This window comes from Klenkia terrae, from assembly GCF_900491935.1.
Classification (GTDB): domain Bacteria; phylum Actinomycetota; class Actinomycetes; order Mycobacteriales; family Geodermatophilaceae; genus Klenkia; species Klenkia terrae.
Genome location: NZ_UEXK01000004.1, coordinates 2985177 through 3004511, shown reverse-complemented (window position 1 = coordinate 3004511; position 19335 = coordinate 2985177). Strand labels below are relative to the sequence as shown.

At 74.5% G+C, this 19335-nt stretch carries 18 protein-coding genes; 7 read left to right on the top strand and 11 right to left on the bottom strand.

The features are described from left to right. Positions 1-83 precede the first annotated feature (83 nt). A complete protein-coding gene (locus LFA75_RS15110) occupies positions 84-944 on the top strand; it encodes a UbiA family prenyltransferase (protein WP_225234442.1) in 861 nt (286 codons plus the stop codon). A gap of 3 nt (positions 945-947) precedes the next feature. On the opposite strand, the gene LFA75_RS15105 is transcribed toward LFA75_RS15110, so the two are convergent. Then, on the bottom strand, positions 948-2507 hold the full coding sequence (locus tag LFA75_RS15105) for a cryptochrome/photolyase family protein (RefSeq protein WP_225234441.1): 1560 nt from the start codon (positions 2505-2507) through the stop codon (positions 948-950). 86 nt (positions 2508-2593) lie between these two features. On the opposite strand from LFA75_RS15105, the gene LFA75_RS15100 reads away from it, so the two are divergent. From LFA75_RS15100 to disA, 3 genes are all read left to right on the top strand, one after another. Then, a complete protein-coding gene (locus LFA75_RS15100; protein WP_225234440.1) occupies positions 2594-3139 on the top strand; it encodes a copper chaperone PCu(A)C in 546 nt (181 codons plus the stop codon). 54 nt (positions 3140-3193) lie between these two features. Next, positions 3194-4561, top strand: a complete 1368-nt coding sequence (radA, locus tag LFA75_RS15095) for a DNA repair protein RadA (RefSeq protein WP_225234439.1) — start codon at positions 3194-3196, stop codon at positions 4559-4561. Positions 4562-4667: 106 nt separating this feature from the next. Then, positions 4668-5750, top strand: coding sequence for a DNA integrity scanning diadenylate cyclase DisA (disA, locus tag LFA75_RS15090; RefSeq protein ID WP_225234438.1), 1083 nt, complete (start codon positions 4668-4670; stop codon positions 5748-5750). On the opposite strand, the gene LFA75_RS15085 is transcribed toward disA, so the two are convergent. Next, a complete protein-coding gene (locus LFA75_RS15085) occupies positions 5747-6454 on the bottom strand; it encodes a MucR family transcriptional regulator (RefSeq protein ID WP_225234437.1) in 708 nt (235 codons plus the stop codon). The genes disA and LFA75_RS15085 overlap by 4 nt on opposite strands. 103 nt (positions 6455-6557) lie before the next feature. On the opposite strand from LFA75_RS15085, the gene LFA75_RS15080 reads away from it, so the two are divergent. Continuing rightward, positions 6558-6863, top strand: a complete 306-nt coding sequence (locus LFA75_RS15080) for a putative quinol monooxygenase (protein ID WP_225234436.1) — start codon at positions 6558-6560, stop codon at positions 6861-6863. Between the two features lie 39 nt (positions 6864-6902). After that, entirely contained in the window at positions 6903-7796 is an 894-nt protein-coding gene (locus LFA75_RS15075; protein ID WP_225234435.1) for an HhH-GPD family protein, read from the top strand. A gap of 61 nt (positions 7797-7857) precedes the next feature. Here the strand turns inward: LFA75_RS15075 and LFA75_RS15070 are convergent, their stop codons facing one another. From LFA75_RS15070 to LFA75_RS15030, 9 genes are all read right to left on the bottom strand, one after another. After that, positions 7858-10398, bottom strand: coding sequence for an ATP-dependent Clp protease ATP-binding subunit (locus tag LFA75_RS15070; protein ID WP_225234434.1), 2541 nt, complete (start codon positions 10396-10398; stop codon positions 7858-7860). A 275-nt stretch (positions 10399-10673) separates the two neighbouring features. Then, positions 10674-11030, bottom strand: coding sequence for a histone-like nucleoid-structuring protein Lsr2 (locus tag LFA75_RS15065; protein ID WP_225234433.1), 357 nt, complete (start codon positions 11028-11030; stop codon positions 10674-10676). A 145-nt stretch (positions 11031-11175) separates the two neighbouring features. Continuing rightward, positions 11176-12681, bottom strand: coding sequence for a lysine--tRNA ligase (gene lysS / locus LFA75_RS15060; protein ID WP_225234432.1), 1506 nt, complete (start codon positions 12679-12681; stop codon positions 11176-11178). A gap of 22 nt (positions 12682-12703) precedes the next feature. Then, positions 12704-13495 (bottom strand): type III pantothenate kinase, encoded by a 792-nt coding sequence (locus tag LFA75_RS15055; RefSeq protein ID WP_225234431.1) that lies wholly within the window; start codon positions 13493-13495, stop codon positions 12704-12706. Continuing rightward, the gene (gene nadC, locus LFA75_RS15050) at positions 13492-14412 is read right to left on the bottom strand and encodes a carboxylating nicotinate-nucleotide diphosphorylase (RefSeq protein ID WP_225234430.1); all 921 of its coding nucleotides are present in this window, start codon (positions 14410-14412) and stop codon (positions 13492-13494) included. Before nadC ends, LFA75_RS15055 begins: the two co-directional genes overlap by 4 nt. Beyond that, positions 14409-16094 (bottom strand): L-aspartate oxidase, encoded by a 1686-nt coding sequence (locus LFA75_RS15045; protein ID WP_225234429.1) that lies wholly within the window; start codon positions 16092-16094, stop codon positions 14409-14411. Before LFA75_RS15045 ends, nadC begins: the two co-directional genes overlap by 4 nt. Continuing rightward, the gene (gene panD, locus LFA75_RS15040) at positions 16091-16531 is read right to left on the bottom strand and encodes an aspartate 1-decarboxylase (protein ID WP_225234428.1); all 441 of its coding nucleotides are present in this window, start codon (positions 16529-16531) and stop codon (positions 16091-16093) included. The genes LFA75_RS15045 and panD overlap by 4 nt, the downstream gene beginning before the upstream one ends. Beyond that, the gene (panC, locus tag LFA75_RS15035) at positions 16528-17382 is read right to left on the bottom strand and encodes a pantoate--beta-alanine ligase (RefSeq protein ID WP_225234427.1); all 855 of its coding nucleotides are present in this window, start codon (positions 17380-17382) and stop codon (positions 16528-16530) included. Before panC ends, panD begins: the two co-directional genes overlap by 4 nt. Continuing rightward, positions 17379-18296, bottom strand: a complete 918-nt coding sequence (locus LFA75_RS15030; protein ID WP_455428480.1) for a Rossmann-like and DUF2520 domain-containing protein — start codon at positions 18294-18296, stop codon at positions 17379-17381. The genes panC and LFA75_RS15030 overlap by 4 nt, the downstream gene beginning before the upstream one ends. Positions 18297-18532: 236 nt before the next feature. On the opposite strand from LFA75_RS15030, the gene LFA75_RS15025 reads away from it, so the two are divergent. Continuing rightward, complete coding sequence (locus LFA75_RS15025; RefSeq protein ID WP_225234425.1) at positions 18533-19333, top strand: SDR family oxidoreductase; 801 nt, start codon at positions 18533-18535, stop codon at positions 19331-19333. Positions 19334-19335 lie beyond the last annotated feature (2 nt).

Below are 19335 nucleotides of genomic sequence, written 5' to 3'. Positions count from 1 at the left end.
GGGCCGAATTGGTTGGTCCTGCCAAACGTGCAGGTCAGGCGCTTGTCGCTGGTCAGCCAGGGGTTGACAGAGGGGTGGTCGATGTGCCTGCCGACGACGTCGGGGCACGGCCGGGAGCGCTGCGGACTGCCGCCGCGATGGCCCTGGCGACCCATCTGGGACCCACCCTGGCGGTCACGACGGTGGCCACCCTGCTGGCCGTGACCGCCGACGTCGGCCCCGCCCGGACGGTGCTCGTCGCGGTCGCGGTGCTGGCCGGCCAGGCCTCGATCGGGTGGAGCAACGACTGGCTGGACGCCGACCGGGACGCCGCGGTCGCGCGCGCGGACAAGCCGACCGTGCAGGGGCTGGTGACACCCGCCCGGCTGCGCACCTGCGCCCTGGTCGCCGTCGTGCTGGCCGTGGTCACCTCGCTGGCCCTGGGCCCGGCGCCGGGGGTGCTGCTGCTCGGCGTGGTGGCCGGCGGCTGGGCCTACAACGCCGGCCTCAAGCGCACCGCGGCGTCCCTGCTGCCCTACCTGGTCGCCTTCGGCCTGCTGCCCGCCGGCGTGGTGGCCGCGGCACCGGGCACCCCGGTCGCGCCGTGGTGGTTGGTCGCCGCCGGGGCGCTGCTGGGGGGCGCGGCCCACCTGGCCAACGTCGCCCCCGACCTGGAGGACGACGCGGCCACCGGCGTCCGCGGGCTGCCGCACCGGCTCGGGGCCACCGCCTCGGCGCTGGTGGCCGCCGGGCTGCTGGGGGCGGCGTCGCTGGTGCTCGTCCTGGGCCCGGCCGGCGGCCCGTCGACGGTCGGCTGGCTGGCGCTGGTGGTCGCCGTCCCCGCGCTGGTGGTGGCCGGCCTCGCCGGGACCGAGCGCTTCCGGTCCGCCGCCTTCCCCGCGGTCATGCTGCTGACGGTGGTCGACGTCGTCCTGCTGCTGGTGGGCGGCGGCTCGCTCGGCTGAGGCTCAGAACGGGTCGGTGCCGCGGTCGCGCTCCTGCTCGACGACGGCCTCCAGGTCCTTCAACCGGCGCAGGCCGGCCAGCGGCTGGGCCATCCGGCGGTTGCCCCGCAGCACCGGTTCGACCCGGTCCAGGAAGCCCCAGTACCCGGCGGTGAACGGGCAGGCGTCCTCGCCCAGCCGCTTCTTGGGGTCGTACCGGCAGCCGCCGCAGTAGTCGCTCATCCGGTCGATGTAGGCCCCGCCGGAGGCGTAGGGCTTGGTGGCGAGCACCCCGCCGTCGGCGTGCTGGCTCATGCCGACCACGTTGGGCACCATCACCCAGTCGTAGCCGTCGACGAACGTGCGGTGGAACCAGTCGGTCATCGCCGCCGGGTCGATCCCGCGCTGCAGGGCGTAGTTGCCCAGCACCATCAGCCGCGGGATGTGGTGCACCCAGCCGCGGGCGCGCAGGTCGCCCACCACGCCGGACAGGCAGGCGGCGTCCAGGTCGGCGGTGTCCAGCTCGGCCAGCCAGGTGGGGACGGCGGCGCGCGCGTCGAGGGCGTTGCGGTCCCGGTAGTCGCGCCCCAGGTGCCAGTAGAGGTGCCAGATGTAGTCCCGCCAGCCCATCACCTGGCGGACGAAGCCCTCGACCGAGTTCAACGGCAGGTCGTGCTCGCGGTAGGCCTGCTCGGCGCGCTGCACCACCTCGACCGGGTCGACCAGACCCAGGTTCATCGGCGCCGAGAGCAGCGAGTGGGCCAGCCAGGGCTGACCGGCCAGCATCGCGTCCTCGTGCGGGCCGAAGGCGGCCAGCCGGTGGTCCAGGAAGTCGCGCAGCCGGTGCAGCGTCTCCCGCCGGGTCGCCGGGAACAGCCGCGGGCCGTCGTCCCCGACGAAGGACACGTCGCCGTCGCGCTCCCACCGGTCCAGGTCGGCCCGGACCTCCTCGTCGATCCCGTCCTCGGTGGGCAGCCACGGCTCGGGGGCCGGCGACCGGCCGTCCCTCGGCGGTGGTTCCCGGTTGTCGTGGTCGAAGTTGAACTTGCCACCGGTCGGGTCACCGCCGTCCATGAGCACGCCGTGGTGCTGGCGGGCGGCCCGGTAGAAGTCGTCCATGAGCAGCCGCTTGCCCCCGTCGGTGCCCCGGCCGGTGGCCCAGCGCCGGAAGGTCTGCTCGCCGGTGACGAAGCCGCGCGAGGCCAGCACCTGGACGCCGGGGCGGCCCAGCACGAAGTCCCGCGCCGCCCACGTGGTGGGGGCGCAGACGCTCAGCGGCTCCTCGACGCCGTCCAGGGCCTGGGCGTAGGTGTCGGCCTGCACGAACCGCGCCCGGCCGCCGAGCTCGGCGGCCCGGTGCCGCAGCGCCGACAGCAGCAGGTGCGCCTTCTGCCGGTGGAACCGGCGACGCCGGAACACCGACCGGGCCTCGACCAGCAGCACCTCCTGGTGCGGGTCGTCCAGGAAGTGCGGGCCCAGCTGGTCGGCGAAGCACCACCGCCTGGTCCCCGGGGCGTCGGCGGGGAAGTCCGCCAGCGCCGGGTCCCCGAGGCCGTCGTCGCGCGCCGCACCTGTCACCTCCACGCGCGCATCGTGGGGTGACCGTTAGGCTCAGCGCTACTCGAGTCGACGAAGCCCGGTGCCCCCGGTGCCCCAGGAGGTCCCCCGCCGTGAACCGCGTTGTGCGCGCCGCCACGATCGGTGCGCTGGTGCTGTCGCCGGTGGCCCTGTCCGCCTGCAGCGCCGGCCAGATCGCCCAGACCGCCACCCAGGACCGCGACATCCGTGGCGGCCAGGCCGACCTCGGCGACATCCACCTGCGCACGGCGACCACCGCGTACCCGCAGACCGGCTCCTACACCGAGGGCGGCGATGCCCGCCTCCTGGTGGCCATCGCCAACTCCGGGGACGCCGACGACGAGCTCACCGAGATCTCCGGCGAGGGCTTCGAGTCGGTGGAGATCGTCGACCCCACCGCCACCGAGGAGGCCCCCACCGGCTTCGTCGTCCCGGCCGGCCAGAACGTCTACGTCGGCGAGGGCGGGCCCACGGTCACCCTGGTCGGGCTGACCGAGGAGCTGACCCCGGCCCAGTCGCTGGAGGTCACCTTCACCTTCCGCGACGCCGGCGAGGTCACCCTGCCGGTGCTGGTCGGCACCCCCGCGCTGGACCTGCCGCGCGGCGAGGGCTTCGACTTCGGCGAGGGCGAGGAGTAGGCGAGGAGCAGCCGCTCCCGCGGTTCTGTCGTACCCCGGCGGCACCATGGACGCGTGCCACCCACCGTCGTGAAGTCCCGCCCGGCCCACCGCTGCACCGAGTGCGGCTTCGCCGCCACCCGCTGGATGGGCCGCTGCCCCGAGTGCCAGGCCTGGGGCTCGCTCAGCGAGGTCGGCGGCACCGCCTCCGGCGGCCTGCGGGCTGTCGTGCCCGGGCCGGTCACCGGCCGGGCCCGGCCGATCGGCCAGGTGGAGCTCGACGGGTCCCGCGCCGTCCCGACCGGGATCGACGAGTTCGACCGCGTGCTGGGCGGCGGCCTGGTGCCCGGCGCGGTGCTGCTGGTCGCCGGTGAGCCCGGGGTCGGCAAGTCCACCCTGCTGCTGGAGGTGGCGCACCGGGTCGCCGAGTCCAACGGGCCCACCCTCGTGGTGTCCGGCGAGGAGTCCACCGCCCAGGTGCGGCTGCGGGCCGAGCGGATCGGCGCGCTGCACCCGCAGCTGTTCCTGGCTGCCGAGACCGAGCTGTCGGCGGTGCTCTCGCACATCGAGGAGGTCAACCCCTCGCTGCTGGTCCTGGACAGCGTGCAGACCGTCCGCTCCCCCGCCGTCGACGGCACCGACGGCGGTGCCACCCAGGTGCGGGCGGTCGCCAGCGCGCTGACCGGCATCGCCAAGTCCCGCGGCATGACGGTGATCCTGGTCGGCCACGTGACCAAGGACGGCGCCATCGCCGGGCCCCGGGCGCTGGAGCACCTGGTCGACGTGGTGATCAGCTTCGACGGCGAGCGGCACTCCACGCTGCGGATGGTGCGGGCCACCAAGAACCGGTTCGGCCCGGCCGACGAGATCGGTTGCTTCGAGATCGGCGACGGCGGCGTGGTCGGGGTACCCGACCCCTCGCACCTGTTCGTCTCCAAGCGGGCGTCCCCGGTGGCCGGCAGCTGCGTGACCGTCACGATGGAGGGCAGCCGACCCCTGCTGGCCGAGGTGCAGTCCCTGGTCGCGCAGAACGCCGGCGGTGGCTCCCCGCGGCGGGCGGTGAGCGGCCTGGACCCGCAGCGGCTGGCGATGATCAACGCGGTGGTCGAGCGCCGCGGCGGGGTCCCGCTGGGCAACTCCGACGTGTTCGCCGCCTCGGTCGGCGGGGTGCGCATCGTGGAGCCCGCCGCCGACATGGCGATCGCCCTGGCCATCGCCTCGGCCGCCAAGGACAAGGCGCTCCCGGTGGGCATGGTGGCCTTCGGCGAGGTGGGGCTGTCCGGCGAGGTCCGCCGCGTGGGCGGCATCGGCCGGCGGCTCGCCGAGGCGGCCCGCCAGGGCTACACGCTGGCCGTCGTGCCGCCGGACCCCGGCCCGGTGCCGCGCGGGCTGCGGGTGGTGGAGATCCCCGACCTCGGGTCGGTGCTCAACCGGTTGTTCTGAGCACCCCCAGGTCACCGGCCGGTCACGGCGCGACAGCACGCCGGGACGGCGCCCCGGCCCTCGCCTAGACTCGGCCCAGCCACATCCGCAGAGGTCAGGAGCACCCGTGTCCGCGCTGGACCCCGACGTCGCCCTGCGGGAGCTGCTGGGGCGGATCGCCCCGGGCACCGCGCTGCGCGACGGCCTGGAGCGGATCCTGGCCGGGCGCACGGGTGCGCTGATCGTGCTGGGCTACGACCGGGTGGTCGAGTCCCAGTGCACGGGTGGCTTCGCCCTGGACGTGGCGCTGTCGGCCACCCGGCTGCGCGAGCTGGCCAAGATGGACGGCGCGGTGATCGTCTCGGCCGACGGGAGCCGCATCGTCCGGGCCGGCGTGCACCTCATGCCCGACCCGACCATCCCCACCGAGGAGTCGGGCACCCGGCACCGCACCGCCGAGCGGGTCGCCCTGCAGACCGGCTTCCCGGTCATCTCGGTCAGCCAGTCGATGCACATCATCTCGGTCTACGTCGCCGGCCGCCGCTACACCCTGGAGCACCCCACCACCATCCTGGCCCGGGCCAACCAGGCCCTCGCGGCGCTCGAGCGCTACAAGCTGCGCCTGGACGAGGTGGCCAGCACGCTGTCCGCGCTGGAGATCGAGGACCTGGTCACCGTCCGCGACGCGATGAGCGTCAGCCAGCGGCTGGAGATGGTCCGCCGGATCGCCGACGAGATCGAGGGCTTCGTCGTCGAGCTCGGCACCGACGGCCGGCTGCTGGCCCTGCAGCTCGACGAGATGCTGGCCGGGGTCGAGGAGGACCGCGGTCTGCTGGTCCGCGACTACCTGCCCGCCGAGGGCCGACGCACGCCGATCGGCGAGCAGGTGCTCACCGACCTGCGCGAGCTCAGCGCCACCGAGCTGCTCGACCTGTCCGCCGTCGCCCGCTGCTACGGCCTGCCCACCTCGCCCGACGCCCTGGACTCACCGGTCAGCCCGCGCGGCTACCGGCTGCTGGCCCGGGTGCCCCGGCTGCCGGCAGGCATCATCGACCGGCTGGTCACCCACTTCGGCGGCCTGCAGAAGCTGCTGGCCGCCACCATCGAGGACCTGCTGTCCGTCGACGGCGTCGGCGAGGCCCGCGCCCGGGGCATCCGCGAGGGCCTGTCCCGCCTGGCCGAGACCTCGATCCTCGACCGCTACAGCTAGACCAGCGTGAACGGGGTGGCGCCGCCGACCTTGGTGTCCAGCCGCCCCTGCAGCTGGTAGGCACCGGCCGGCGGGTTCGCCCGGGTGACGGTGCAGGTGGGCTCGCTGGTCAGCCCGCCCCACTGCACCGGGAAGCTGACCGCCTCCCCGGCGGCCAGGGTGCGCGGCTCGCTGCTGCGCTCGGGGAAGCAGTCGTTGCTGCCCCACACCCGGGTGCCGGCGGCGTCGAGCAGCACGACCTCGCGCAGGCCGGCGTCGAGGCTGCGCGTGCAGGACACCCCGGCGATGTTGGTGACCACCAGGGTGAACGTGGGCTTGGTGCCGACCGCCGCCTGCGGCGCGGCGGGCACCACGTCGACGGCGAGCATGTCGTCGGTGCAGGCCTGGCCCTCGACCGGCCCCGCCGCCGGGGCCACCGGCGGGGGTGCGGTCTCGGTGGCGACCGGGGCCGACTCGAGCGGGGTCTGCTCGGCGGGGGTCTGCACCGCCGCCAGGGACGGCACGACCTGCTCCAGGGACGGTGTGTCCAGCGAGGGCTCGGCCGCGGAGTCGCTGGACGCAGCCGGCGTCACCGGGGTCGTGCCGGAGCCGACCGAGGCGGCCAGCCAGCCGCCGCCACCGGCCACGGACAGTGCGATGCCCAGCACGAGGGCACGTCGGCGCCAGTAGACGCCGGCGGGCAGCTCGCCGACCGGGTGCAACACAGGCCGGACGCTAGCGGTGCCCGGGCCCCCGACCGCGGCGGCTCGCCGAGGACGACGCAGGTCAGGGGTGGTGCCCCATCCCGTCGCGTGCGACCGTTCGGCCATGATCCTCGTCATCGCCCGCGCCCAGGCCCGCCCCGACCAGCGCGGTGCGCTCGTCCCCCTCCTCGCCGAGGCCGCCGGGACGGCCCGCACCGAGCAGGGCTGCACCAGCTACTCGTTCGCCGCCAACGTGGAGGACCCCAACTCCTTCGTCTCGGTGGAGACCTGGGACTCCAGGGACGACCTCGACCGGCACATGGCCACCCCGGCGATCGCCGAGCTGCTCGGCGCCCTCCCGCCGCTGCTGACCGCCGAGCCCACGATCACCGTGCACGACGTCTCGGCCAGCGGCCCCTACGGCGGCTGACCGACCGGGTGGTCACGGGCGCTGGGAGACTGGCGTCCCGTGAGCACCGCCCCCGCCCCGCTGCCCGGTGACTCCCCGGGCGACGTCGTCGTCGACTGGTACGCCTCCGCCGCCCGGGACCTGCCCTGGCGGCAGCCCGGGGTCGACGCCTGGGCCGTCCTGGTCAGCGAGGTCATGCTGCAGCAGACGCCGGTCGCTCGGGTAGAGCCGGCCTGGCGGGCCTGGCTGGCCCGGTGGCCCTCCCCCGCTGACCTCGCGGCGGCGCCGACCGGTGAGGTGATCCGCGCCTGGGGCAAGCTCGGCTACCCGCGGCGGGCCATGCGGCTGCAGGCCGCGGCGGCGGCGATCGCCACCGACCACGGCAATGTGGTGCCGTCGGACGTGGCGACGCTGGAGTCCCTGCCCGGGATCGGCACCTACACCGCCCGCGCGGTCGCCTGCTTCGGGTACGGCCAGCGCCAGCCGGTGGTCGACACCAACGTGCGGCGGGTGGTGGCGCGGCTGGTGCACGGGCGGGCCGAGGCACTGCCCGCCCGGGCGACCGACCTGGCCGACGTCGAGGCGCTGGCCCCGGCCGACCACGACCGGGCGGTGCGGTTCTCCGTAGCCGTGATGGAGCTCGGCGCACTGGTCTGCGTCGCCCGGACCCCGCGGTGCGGGAGCTGCCCGGTGCGCACCGTGTGCGCCTGGCGGTTGGCCGGCTCCCCGGCGCACGACGGGCCACCCCGGCGGGTGCAGAGGTTCGCCGGCACCGACCGGCAGGTCCGCGGCCGGTTGCTGGACGTGCTGCGCGGCACCACCGAACCGGTCGAGGCCGCCCAGCTGGACGCCGTGTGGTCGGACCCGGTGCAGCGGTCGCGCTGCCTGGACTCGTTGCTCAGCGACGGCCTCGTCGTCCAGACCGACGACGACCGGTTCGCGCTGCCCTCCTGAGCCGGACACGGCGGAGGCCGCCACCCGCGGTGCGGGTGGCGGCCTCCGTGTCGTGCTGGTGCTACTCGGCCGATGCGGCCGACGGCCCGTCCTCGTCGTCGGCGCCGGAGAGGGCGACCGGCGGGGTGTCGGGGACGTCGATCGGCTTGGCCTCGCCGCGGAAGGTGAAGACCGACTTGGTCGGGTCCTCGGCCTCCTCGACGTCGACCACGATGATCTGGCCGGGCGCGATCTCGCCGAAGAGGATCTTCTCCGAGAGCGTGTCCTCGATCTCGCGCTGGATGGTGCGCCGCAGCGGGCGCGCACCGAGCACGGGGTCGAACCCGCGGGCACCGAGCAGCCGCTTGGCCGCCGGGGTGACCTCGAGCGCCATGTCCTTGTTCGCCAGCTGGCCCTCCACGCGGGAGAGCATGAGGTCGACGATGTGCACGATCTCGTTCTCGGTCAGCTGGTGGAACACGACGATGTCGTCGATGCGGTTGAGGAACTCCGGGCGGAAGTGGGTCTTGAGCTCCTCGTTCACCTTGAGCTTCATCCGCTCGTAGTTGCTCCGCTCGTCGTTGCCGACCTGGAAGCCGAGGCCCACGGCCTTGGAGATGTCCCGCGTACCGAGGTTCGTGGTCAGGATGAGGATCGTGTTCTTGAAGTCCACGATCCGGCCCTGGCCGTCGGTCAGCCGGCCGTCCTCCAGCACCTGCAGCAGCGTGTTGAAGACGTCGGCGTGGGCCTTCTCGATCTCGTCGAAGAGGACCACCGAGAACGGCTTGCGCCGCACCTTCTCGGTCAGCTGCCCGCCCTCGTCGTAGCCGACGTAGCCGGGAGGGGCACCGACGAGCCGCGACACGGTGAACTTGTCGTGGTACTCGCTCATGTCGATCTGGATGAGCGCGTCGTCGTCGCCGAAGAGGAAGTTCGCCAGCGTCTTGGCCAGCTCGGTCTTCCCGACGCCCGAGGGGCCGGCGAAGATGAACGACCCACCGGGACGGCGCGGGTCCTTGAGACCCGCCCGCGTGCGCCGGATGGCCTGGCTGACGCTCTTGATGGCCTCTTCCTGGCCGATGATCCGCTTGTGGAGCTCGTCCTCCATGCGGAGCAGACGGGTGGTCTCCTCCTCGGTCAGCTTGAAGACCGGGATGCCCGTCCAGTTCGCCAGGACCTCGGCGATCTGCTCCTCGTCGACCTCGGCCACGACGTCCATGTCGCCGGCCTTCCACTGCTTCTCGCGCTCGGCCTTCTCGCCCAGCAGCTGCTTCTCCTTGTCGCGGAGGTTGGCTGCCTTCTCGAAGTCCTGGGCGTCGATCGCCGACTCCTTCTCGCGGCGCACGCCGGAGATGCGGTCGTCGAACTCGCGGAGGTCCGGCGGGGCCGTCATCCGCTTGATGCGCATCCGGGCACCGGCCTCGTCGATCAGGTCGATCGCCTTGTCGGGCAGGAAGCGGTCGGAGATGTACCGGTCGGCCAGCGTCGCGGCAGCCACGAGCGCGGCGTCGGTGATGCTGATCCGGTGGTGCGCCTCGTAGCGGTCGCGCAGGCCCTTGAGGATCTCGATCGTGTGGGCCAGCGTCGGCTCGGCCACCTGGATGGGCTGGAATCGTCGCTCGAGGGCGGCGTCCTTCTCCAGGTGCTTGCGGTACTCGTCCAGCGTGGTGGCACCGATGGTCTGCAGCTCACCGCGGGCCAGCATCGGCTTGAGGATGCTGGCGGCGTCGATCGCGCCCTCGGCGGCACCGGCCCCGACGAGGGTGTGGATCTCGTCGATGAACAGGATGATGTCGCCGCGGGTGCGGATCTCCTTGAGGACCTTCTTCAGCCGCTCCTCGAAGTCACCGCGGTAGCGGGAACCGGCGACGAGCGCACCGAGGTCCAGCGTGTAGAGCTGCTTGTCCTTCAGCGTCTCGGGCACCTCGCCCTTGACGATGGCCTGGGCCAGGCCCTCGACGGCGGCGGTCTTGCCGACGCCGGGCTCGCCGATCAGCACCGGGTTGTTCTTGGTGCGGCGGGAGAGCACCTGCATGACCCGCTCGATCTCCTTGGCCCGCCCGATGACAGGGTCGAGCTTGGAGTCACGCGCGGCCTGGGTCAGGTTGCGGCCGAACTGGTCGAGGACCAGGGAGGTCGAGGGGGTGCCCTCGGCGGGGCCGCCGGCCGCGGCCGGCTCCTTGCCCTGGTAGCCCGAGAGCAGCTGGATGACCTGCTGGCGGACCCGGTTGAGGTCGGCGCCCAGCTTCACCAGGACCTGGGCGGCGACGCCCTCGCCCTCGCGGATCAGGCCGAGCAGGATGTGCTCGGTGCCGATGTAGTTGTGGCCGAGCTGCAGCGCCTCGCGCAGCGACAGCTCGAGGACCTTCTTGGCGCGCGGGGTGAAGGGGATGTGGCCGGAGGGGGCCTGCTGGCCCTGACCGATGATCTCCTCGACCTGCTGGCGGACGCCCTCGAGCGAGATGCCCAGGGACTCCAGCGCCTTGGCGGCGACACCCTCACCCTCGTGGATCAGGCCCAGGAGGATGTGCTCGGTGCCGATGTAGTTGTGGTTGAGCATCCTGGCTTCTTCCTGCGCCAGGACGACGACCCGTCGGGCTCGGTCGGTGAACCGTTCGAACATCTGCTGCTTCCCCTCTGACCGGCTCGGACGTGCGGTGCTGCTCCCCTCGCGGGGTCCTGCTGACCGACGTCGTCGGTGACTTCTCCGATGAACGGGGCACCGGTCGTTCCACTGTAGTCGCGGACGACGGTCGCCGGAGCGCCGTCCACACCCGGGAGGGTGCTGTCGTCCACCCTGCTCAACCGATGGCCCCCGGGTGGTGTTCCGGCACCGTTACGCCCACAGCGGACGACGAAGGCCCGGGCCCCTGCCGGGGACCGGGCCTTCGCGGTGGTTCAGTGCGCGGCTTCGTAGGCCTCGACGACGGTGGCCGGGATGCGGCCGCGGTCGCTGACCTCGTGGCCGTTCTTGCGGGCCCATTCGCGGATCGCGCCGGCCTGCTCGCGGTCCATGCGACCGGCACCGGTGCCGCCGGTGGCCTTGCTGCGGCCCCCGCCCGACGCCCGACCGCGACCGGAGACCTTGCGGGCGGCACCCACGTACTTGGCGAACGCCTCGCGCATGTCGGCGGCGTTCTTGTCCGAGAGGTCGATCTCGTACGTCGTCCCATCGAGGGCGAACGTCACCGTCTCGTCGGCGGGGACGTCGTCGTCGAAGTCGTCGCTGAGGATGACCTGGACCTTGCGTGCCATCGAATTCACTCCTGTAGCTGTCGGCCCCCGTGGTGGCCTGGTGCATTCACCGGTCGAATTCACCGGCGGTGAATGCATTCCACCACGAATCGGCGGGGAAAGCGCAATCCGCGCAGGTTCCCGCCCCAACGGGGTGGATCCATTCTCAGGAGGTGATCGGTCGCACCAATGGGAACAGGATGGTCTCGCGTATGCCGAGTCCGGTCAGCGTCATCATCAGCCGGTCCATGCCCATGCCGACGCCGCCGGTGGGCGGCATGCCGTACTCGAGCGCCTCGAGGAAGTCCTCGTCGAGCACCATCGCCTCGGGGTCCCCGGCCGCGGCCAGCAGCGCCTGTGCGGTGAAGCGCTCGCGCTGCACCGTGGGGTCGACCAGCTCGGAGTAGCCGGTGCCCCGCTCGATGCCGCCGATGTAGAGGTCCCACTTCTCCGCGACCCCGGGCGTGCTGCGGTGCGCCCGGGTCAGCGGCGAGGTGTCGGTCGGGTAGTCCATGACGAAGGTCGGGTCCTGCAGCGAGTCCTGGACCAGCGCCTCGAACAGCTCCTCGACCAGCTTCCCGTGGCCCCAGGCGGGGTCCACGCCCAGGTCGACCCGGGCGGCGTGGGCGCGCAGCTGGTCGACGGTGGTGGCCGGGGTGATCTCCTCGCCGAGCGCCTGGGAGGTGATCCCGTACAGGGAGACCTGCGGCCATTCCCCGCCGAGGTCGACCTCGGTCCCGTCGTGGTGCCGGGCGACGTGGTCGCCGAACAATGCCGCGCACGATTCCTGCACGAGTTCGCGCGTCGTGGTGGCCATGTCCTGGTAGTCCGCGTGCGCCTCGTAGAACTCGAGCATGGCGAACTCCGGTGAATGCGAGGAGTCGGCGCCCTCGTTCCGGAAGTTGCGGTTGATCTCGAAGACCCGGTCCAGGCCGCCGACGATGCAGCGCTTGAGGAACAATTCCGGCGCGATGCGGAGGTACAGGTCGAGGTCGAACGCATTCATGTGGGTGCGGAACGGACGCGCGGTGGCCCCGCCGTGCACCACCTGCAGCATCGGCGTCTCGACCTCGAGGTAGCCGCGGGTGGTGAGCCCGGCGCGGACGGCGGCGTTCACCGCGGCCCGCTGGTGCACGGTGCGCCGGGCCTCGTCGCGGACGATGAGGTCCACGTAGCGGCGGCGGACCCGCAGCTCCTCGCTCATCGGCTTGTGCGCCACCGGCAGCGGGCGCAGCGCCTTGGCCGCCAGCTGCCAGGAGTCGGCGAAGACCGAGAGCTCACCGCGGCGGGAGGTGCCCACCTCGCCGGTGACCAGCACGTGGTCGCCGAGGTCGACGTCGGCCTTCCAGGCGGCGAGGGCGTCCTCGCCGACCCGGTCGCGGGAGAGCATCACCTGCAGCTCGGTGCCGCCCTCGCGGAGGGTGGCGAAGCAGAGCTTGCCGGTGTTGCGGCTGAAGATGACCCGCCCGGTCACCCCGACCGTCGTCCCGGTCATCACGTCGGCGTCCAGGTCGGGGTGCGCCTCGCGGACGGCGGCCAGCGACGTCGTCCGCGGCACCGACACCGGGTAGGGCTCGACGCCGGCGGCGCGCAGCCGGTCGAGCTTGCCGCGGCGGACCCGCAGCTGCTCGGGGAGCTCGTCGTCCGGGGGTTCAGGGGGGCCGTCGGTCACCGGGCAAGCCTACGGAGGTGCCTCAGCGGGTCGACTGGTGCTTCTCGTGGGCCAGCCGCAGGCCCTGGACGGTGAGGTCGGGGTCCCGCTCGCCGACCGACCGGCAGCTGTCCACGACCAGCGGGTGCAGGCCGCCGGTGGCGACCACGACCGGTCCCACGCCGAAGGAGGCCATGAGCTCGGCGGCGACCCGGTCGACCAGGCCGTCGACCAGCCCGGCGAACCCCAGGACGACGCCGGACTGCAGGGCGGCGACCGTGTTCTTCCCGATCGCCTTGGTGGGGACCGTCAGCTCCACCGAGCGCAGCTGGGCGGCGCGGGCGGCCAGCGCGTCCAGCGACACCTCGACCCCCGGGGCGATGGCGCCGCCGAGGAACTGGCCGGCCGGGCCGACGGCGTCCACGGTGGTGGAGGTGCCGAAGTCCACGACGACCACCGGCCGGCCGGTGCCGTCGGGGCGCTTGCCGTGCAGCTCGTGGGCGGCCAGCGCGGTGACCACCCGGTCGGCGCCGACCTCGCGCGGGTTGTCCACGTGCAGCGGCACCCCGGTGCGCACGCCGGGCCCGATGAGGGTGACCGGCACGTCCAGGCGGTCCAGCAGCTGGCGGAGCACCGGCAGCAGCTGCGGGACCGTCGAGCAGGCCGACACCCCGGTGACCTCGACGTCGCGCAGCAGGCCGCGCCACAGCAGCTGGATCTCGTCGGCGGTGGCCCGGGGCTGGGTGCGCACCCGCCAGCAGCCGGTCACCCGGTCGCCGTCGAAGGTGGCCAGCACGGTGTGGCTGTTGCCGACGTCCACGCACAGGAGGCTCATGCCGGCCGCAGGTCCAGCGCGAGGTCGAGGATCGGCGAGCTGTGCGTGAGCGCCCCGACCGACAGGTAGTCCACGCCGGTGGCGGCGACCTCGCGGGCGACGGCCAGGGTCAGCCCGCCGGTGGCCTCGGTCTCGGCCCGGCCGGCCACCGCGGCGACGGCCTCGCGCAGGACGTCGGGGGTCATGTTGTCCAGCAGCAGGAAGTCAGCGCCGGCCTCGACGGCCTCCACCGCCTGCCCGACGGTGTCCGCCTCCACCTGCACCGTCACCCGGGGTGCCCGCTCCCGGACGGCGGCGACCGCGGCGGCCACCGACCCGGCGGCGGCCACGTGGTTGTCCTTGATCATCGCGACGTCGTACAGGCCCATGCGCTTGTTGGAGCCGCCGCCGCAGCGCACGGCGTACTTCTCCAGCGGCCGCAGCATCGGGGTGGTCTTGCGGGTGTCCAGCACCACCGCGCCGGTCCCGGCCACGGCGTCCACCCAGGCCCGGGTGGCGGTGGCGATGCCGCTGGCCCGGCTGGCGATGTTGAGCGCCGACCGCTCGGCCGCCAGCAGCGCCCGGACGTGGCCGGAGACGGTGAGCAGGACGTCGCCGCGGCGGACCACGTCGCCGTCGGCCGCGCCGGCGGTGATCGACGCCGACGGGGACAGCCGGGCGAACACCCGGGCGGCCACCGGCAGCCCGGCGACCACGCCGTCGGCCCGGGCAACCAGGTCGGCGGTGCCGCGCTGGGTGGCCGGCACGGTGGCCGCGCTGGTGACGTCGTGGGCGACCGCCTGGTCGGGGGCGTGCGGCAGCGGCGAGCCGCCGGTGAGGTCCTCGGCCAGGGTGCGCTCGACCAGGTCGGTCACCCAGGCCTCGTCCAGGCCGGTGCCGGTCAGGTCGCGGGGGTCCCGCGGGTGGACGGCGGTCACCAGTGCACCTCCGGGGCGGCGCCGACCGGGCGGGGGGTCAGCTGCAGCGAGCCGTCGGGGTGCAGCCGGATGTCCAGGTGCACCCGCCAGGCGTCCTCGGCGTCGGGGTGGTCCTCGCGCCAGTGGCAGCCGCGCGTCTCCTCCCGGGCGCCGGCCGCGGCGGTCAGCGCGGTCGCCACGGTCAGCAGGTCGGTGGCCTCCCAGGCGGGGACGCCGGGCTCGGTGGTGCCCAGCAGCCCGGCGATCGCCGAGAGCTCGCCGGCGGCCACGACCAGGCCGGTGCCGCTGCGCAGCGCACCGACCCGGGCGGACATGGTGGCGGTGAGCCGACCGCGGGCGGCGGGGTCGAGCAGGCCGTCGAGGTGCGCGACCGCCGGCGGCACCGGCTCGGGCACCGGCAGCTCGGCGGCCAGCGCCGCGCCGATCCGGCCGGCGAACACCAGACCCTCCAGCAGGGAGTTCGACGCCAGCCGGTTGGCCCCGTGCACGCCGGTGCAGGCCACCTCGCCGCAGGCGTAGAGGCCGGGCACGGTGGTGCGCCCGGCGAGGTCGGTGACCAGCCCGCCCGAGGCGTAGTGCGCCGCCGGGGTGACCGGCACCAGCTCGGTGACCGGGTCGATGCCGGCCTCCCGGCAGCGCGCCACGATCGTCGGGAACCGGTCGGCCAGGCCCTCGACGTGCCGGGCGTCGAGGAAGACGTGGTCGGTGCCGTCGCGCAGCTGCACCCGGGTGATGGCCTTGGCCACGACGTCGCGTGGGGCGAGCTCGGCCAGCGGGTGGACGCTGACCATGAACCGCTCGCCGGCGGCGTCCCGCAGCAGGGCGCCCTCCCCACGCAGCGCCTCGGACACCAGCGGCTGCTGCCCGCGGGAGTCCGGGCCCAGGTAGAGCGCGGTGGGGTGGAACTGCACGAACTCCAGGTCGGTGGCCACCGCGCCGGCCCGCAGCCCCAGGGCCACGCCGTCCCCGGTGGACACCGACGGGTTGGTGGTCGCGGCGTAGACCTGCCCCATGCCCCCGGTGGCCAGCACGACGGCCCGGGCGCGCACAGCACCGACGCCGTCCGCCGTCCCCTCCCCCAGCACGTGCAGCGTGACCCCGGCGGCCCGGCCGGCGCCGTCGGTGAGCAGGTCCAGCACCATCGCGTGCTCGACCAGCGTGATGCCGGGGTCGGCGGTGATCGCCGCGTGCAGGGCCCGCTGCACCTCCGCGCCGGTGGCGTCGCCGCCGGCGTGCACGATCCGGTCGGCGTGGTGCCCGCCCTCGCGGGTCAGCAGCAGGTGCCCGTCGGCCCCGCGGTCGAAGGCGGCGCCCCAGCCGATCAGCTGGCGCAGCCGGTCCGGTCCCTCGGTGACCAGCGCCTGCACGGCCGCCGGCTCGCACAGCCCGACGCCGGCGGTCTCGGTGTCCGCGGCGTGCGCGGCGGCCGAGTCGGTCTCGGCCAGCACCGCGGCGATCCCGCCCTGGGCCCACCGGGTCGACCCGTCGTCCACCTCGACCTTGGTCACCACGGCGACCGAGAGCCCCGCGGCCCGGGCGTGCAGCGCGACGCACAGCCCGGCCACCCCGGAGCCCACGACGCAGACGTCGGCGGTCAGCTCCCAGCCCGGGGCCTGTGCGGCCAGCCGCACGGGCAGGCTGGTCAGGAGAGGGGGGCCCACGACCGGGCCGGCCAGCGTCACCGCCGGACCGTATCCCCCCGGACCACGTCGCCCCGGACGAGATCGTTGCCGGCCACGCCGGGGGGCGGGGTCGCCGGGTCCGCGCCGAGCTCGACGACCCGGTTGGCGCCGTCGACGTGCACGACCCGCGGGAGGTAGGACTTCGCCTCCGCGTCGTCCACCAGCCCGTAGCTGATCAGGATGACCAGGTCGCCCGGGTGCACCAGGTGCGCGGCGGCCCCGTTGATGCCGATCACGCCCGAGCCGCGCTCGCCGGGGATGACGTAGGTCTCCAGCCGCGCGCCGTTGGTGACGTCGACGATGGCCACCTGCTCGCCGGGCAGCAGGTCCGCGGCGTCCAACAGGTCCTCGTCGACGGTCACCGAGCCGACGTAGTGCAGGTCGGCCTGGGTGACCGTGGCCCGGTGGATCTTGGACTTGAGCATCGTGCGCATCATCGGGGGCCTCCCAGCTCGGTCCCCAGGTCGAGGGCCGTGTTGTCGATCAGACGGGTGCTGCCGGCGCGGGCGGCGACCAGCAGGCGGGCGGGTCCCGGGCCGGGCTCGGCGCCCAGGTCGGGGTCGGTCAGGGCCAGGTAGTCCGGGACCAGGTCGGGGGCGCTGGCCAGGACGGCCCGGGCCGCGGCCAGGACGGCGGCGGCCCCCTGCGGGCCGGCGGCCGCACCGGCCCGCAGCGCGGCCGACAGCGCCGCCGCGGCCGTGCGCTGGGCGGGGTCGAGGAACCGGTTGCGCGAGGACAGCGCCATGCCGTCGTCCTCCCGCACGGTGGGGACGCCGACGACCTGCACGCCCAGGGCAAGCTCGCGGGCCATGGCCCGGATGAGGGTGAGCTGCTGGTAGTCCTTCTCGCCGAAGACGGCGACGTCCGGCCGGACCAGGCCGAAGAGCTTCGCCACGACGGTCAGCACGCCGGCGAAGTGCCCGGGCCGGACCGCGCCCTCGAGGACGTCGCCGAGCGGGCCGGGGTGCACGGTGACCCCGACGGCGCCGGCCGGGTAGACCTCGTCGACGCCGGGGTGGAGCACGACGTCGGCGCCCTCCTCGGCCAGGGCGGCCAGGTCGGCGTCCCAGGTGCGCGGGTAGCGGTCGAAGTCCTCGCCGGGGCCGAACTGGGTCGGGTTGACGAAGACCGACACCACGACGCTGCCGCCGAGCGAGCGGGCGTGCCGGACCAGCGTGCGGTGGCCCTCGTGCAGCGCGCCCATGGTGGGCACCAGCACCACCGGGCCGGGCAGCCCGGCCAGCAGCTCGCGCAGCTCCGCGGCGGTCTCCGCCACGGCCGTCGTCACGACGGGACCTCCACCCCGTCGAGCAGGTCGACCAGCGGCTGGGCCTCGTGCGCCCGCAGCCGGCCCGCGGCCTGCGCCCGCTCGGTGGTGCGCCGGGCCATGGCGGCGTACCCGGCGACGGCGTCGGGGGCGCGCTCGGCCAGCGCCGCCAGGTGCCCGGCCACGGTTCCGACGTCACCCCGGCTGACCGGCCCGGTCAACCCGGCGTCGCCGCGGCGCAGCCCGTTGTCCAGGGCGGCGGTGAGCAGCGGACCCAGCACCCGGGCCGGGGCGTCCACGCCGGCGGCGCGCAGCAGGTCCGCGGCCTCGGCCACCAGCGTGACCAGGTGGTTCGCGCCGGTGACCAGCGCTGCGTGGTAGAGCACGCGGTCGGCCTCGGCGACCCAGAAGGGCTCGCCACCCATCTCCAGGACGACGGTCTCGGCCACGGCGCGGTGCTCGACCAGGCTGGTGATGCCGAAGGGCGTGCCGACCAGGCGGTCCAGGTCCTCGGGGCCGCCGGAGAACGTCATCGCCGGGTGCAGGGCCAGGCCCAGCACGCCGACGGCCTGGGCGGGTGCCAGGACGGCCAGCCCGTGGGCGCCGGAGGTGTGCAGGGCCAGCTGGCCGCGGCGCCAGACGCCGGTCTCGGCGAGGCCGGCGACCAGCCCCGGCAGGGCGTCGTCCGGCACGGCCAGGACGACCAGGTCGGCCGCGGCGACGACCTCGTCGGCCGGCAGCAGCGGGACGCCGGGCAGCAGGCGCTGCGCGCGGTCCCGGGAGGCGGCGGACAGGCCCGCGGCGGCGACCACCTCGTGGCCGGCGGCGGCGAGCGCGGCGCCCAGCACGGAGCCGACCCGGCCGGCTCCGTGCTGGGCNGGGGCACCGGGGTTCGGGGCTGCGGCGCGCAGGGGCAGACCAGGGCGGGACGGCATCATCGGTGCACCTCTCGTTCCAGTCCCTGACGGGTACCGGACTTGTCGGCGATGCCGGGGCCTCCTCGTCGAGGACCCGGGTGGTGCGGTCGACCCGGCGGTCCCGCTGCGGCCGTGTGCCACGCGGGTGTCGTGTCGGTGGCGAGTGTGTTACCCGCGGACGCGCCCGGCAACGCCTGGGCGGTGTGTGCTGACTCACCCGGTGCAGCTGCGGAGGGGATGGCTACGGTGCGGCTGTGACCGACGCAGCCGCGGCATCGACGCCGCCCGCCCGCCCCGACCCGACCTCCTTCGCCGGCCGGACCGCCCTGGTGACCGGCGCCAGCCGCGGCATCGGCCTGGCCATCGCCCGCTCGCTGGTCGACCGCGGCGCCCGGGTGGTGCTCACCGCCCGCAAGCCCGACGCGCTCGCCGAGGCGGTGGCGTCCCTCGGCGGCCCCGAGGTCGCCGTCGCCGTGGCCGGCAACGCCGCGGACCCCGAGCACCGGGCCGAGGCGGTGCGGACCGCCGTCGAGACCTTCGGCAGCCTGGACCACCTGGTCGGCAACGTCGGCATCAACCCGGTCTACGGCCCGCTGCTGGACACCCCGCTGGACGCCTTCCGCAAGATCCTGGACACCAACGTGGTCGGCACCCTCGGCCTGGTGCAGGAGGCGCACCGCGCCTGGCTGGGCGAGCACGGCGGGTCGATCCTGATCGTGGCCTCGGTCGCCGGGCTCAAGTCCAGCCAGGGCATCGCCGCCTACGGCGTCAGCAAGGCGGCGCTGGTCAACCTGACCACCCAGCTGGCCGTCGAGCTCGGCCCGCAGCGCATCCGGGTCAACGCCGTGGCCCCGGCCGTGGTGAAGACCCGGTTCGCCGAGGCGCTGTTCACCGGCCGCGAGGACGAGGTCTCCCGGCAGTACCCCGTCGGGCGCCTCGGGGTCCCCGAGGACATCGGCGAGGCCGGCGCCTACCTGCTCTCCGACGCCGCCGGGTGGGTCACCGGCCAGACCCTCGTCCTGGACGGCGGCGCGCTGTCCCAGGGTCCGATCTGACC

Coding starts and splice junctions, on each gene's coding strand:
- LFA75_RS15065 (WP_225234433.1), bottom strand. CDS start 11,030: ATGGCACGCAAGGTCCAGGTCATCCTCAGCGACGACTTCGACGACGAC.
- LFA75_RS15055 (WP_225234431.1), bottom strand. CDS start 13,495: ATGAGCCTCCTGTGCGTGGACGTCGGCAACAGCCACACCGTGCTGGCC.
- panD (WP_225234428.1), bottom strand. CDS start 16,531: ATGATGCGCACGATGCTCAAGTCCAAGATCCACCGGGCCACGGTCACC.
- LFA75_RS15080 (WP_225234436.1), top strand. CDS start 6,558: ATGATCCTCGTCATCGCCCGCGCCCAGGCCCGCCCCGACCAGCGCGGT.
- LFA75_RS15070 (WP_225234434.1), bottom strand. CDS start 10,398: ATGTTCGAACGGTTCACCGACCGAGCCCGACGGGTCGTCGTCCTGGCG.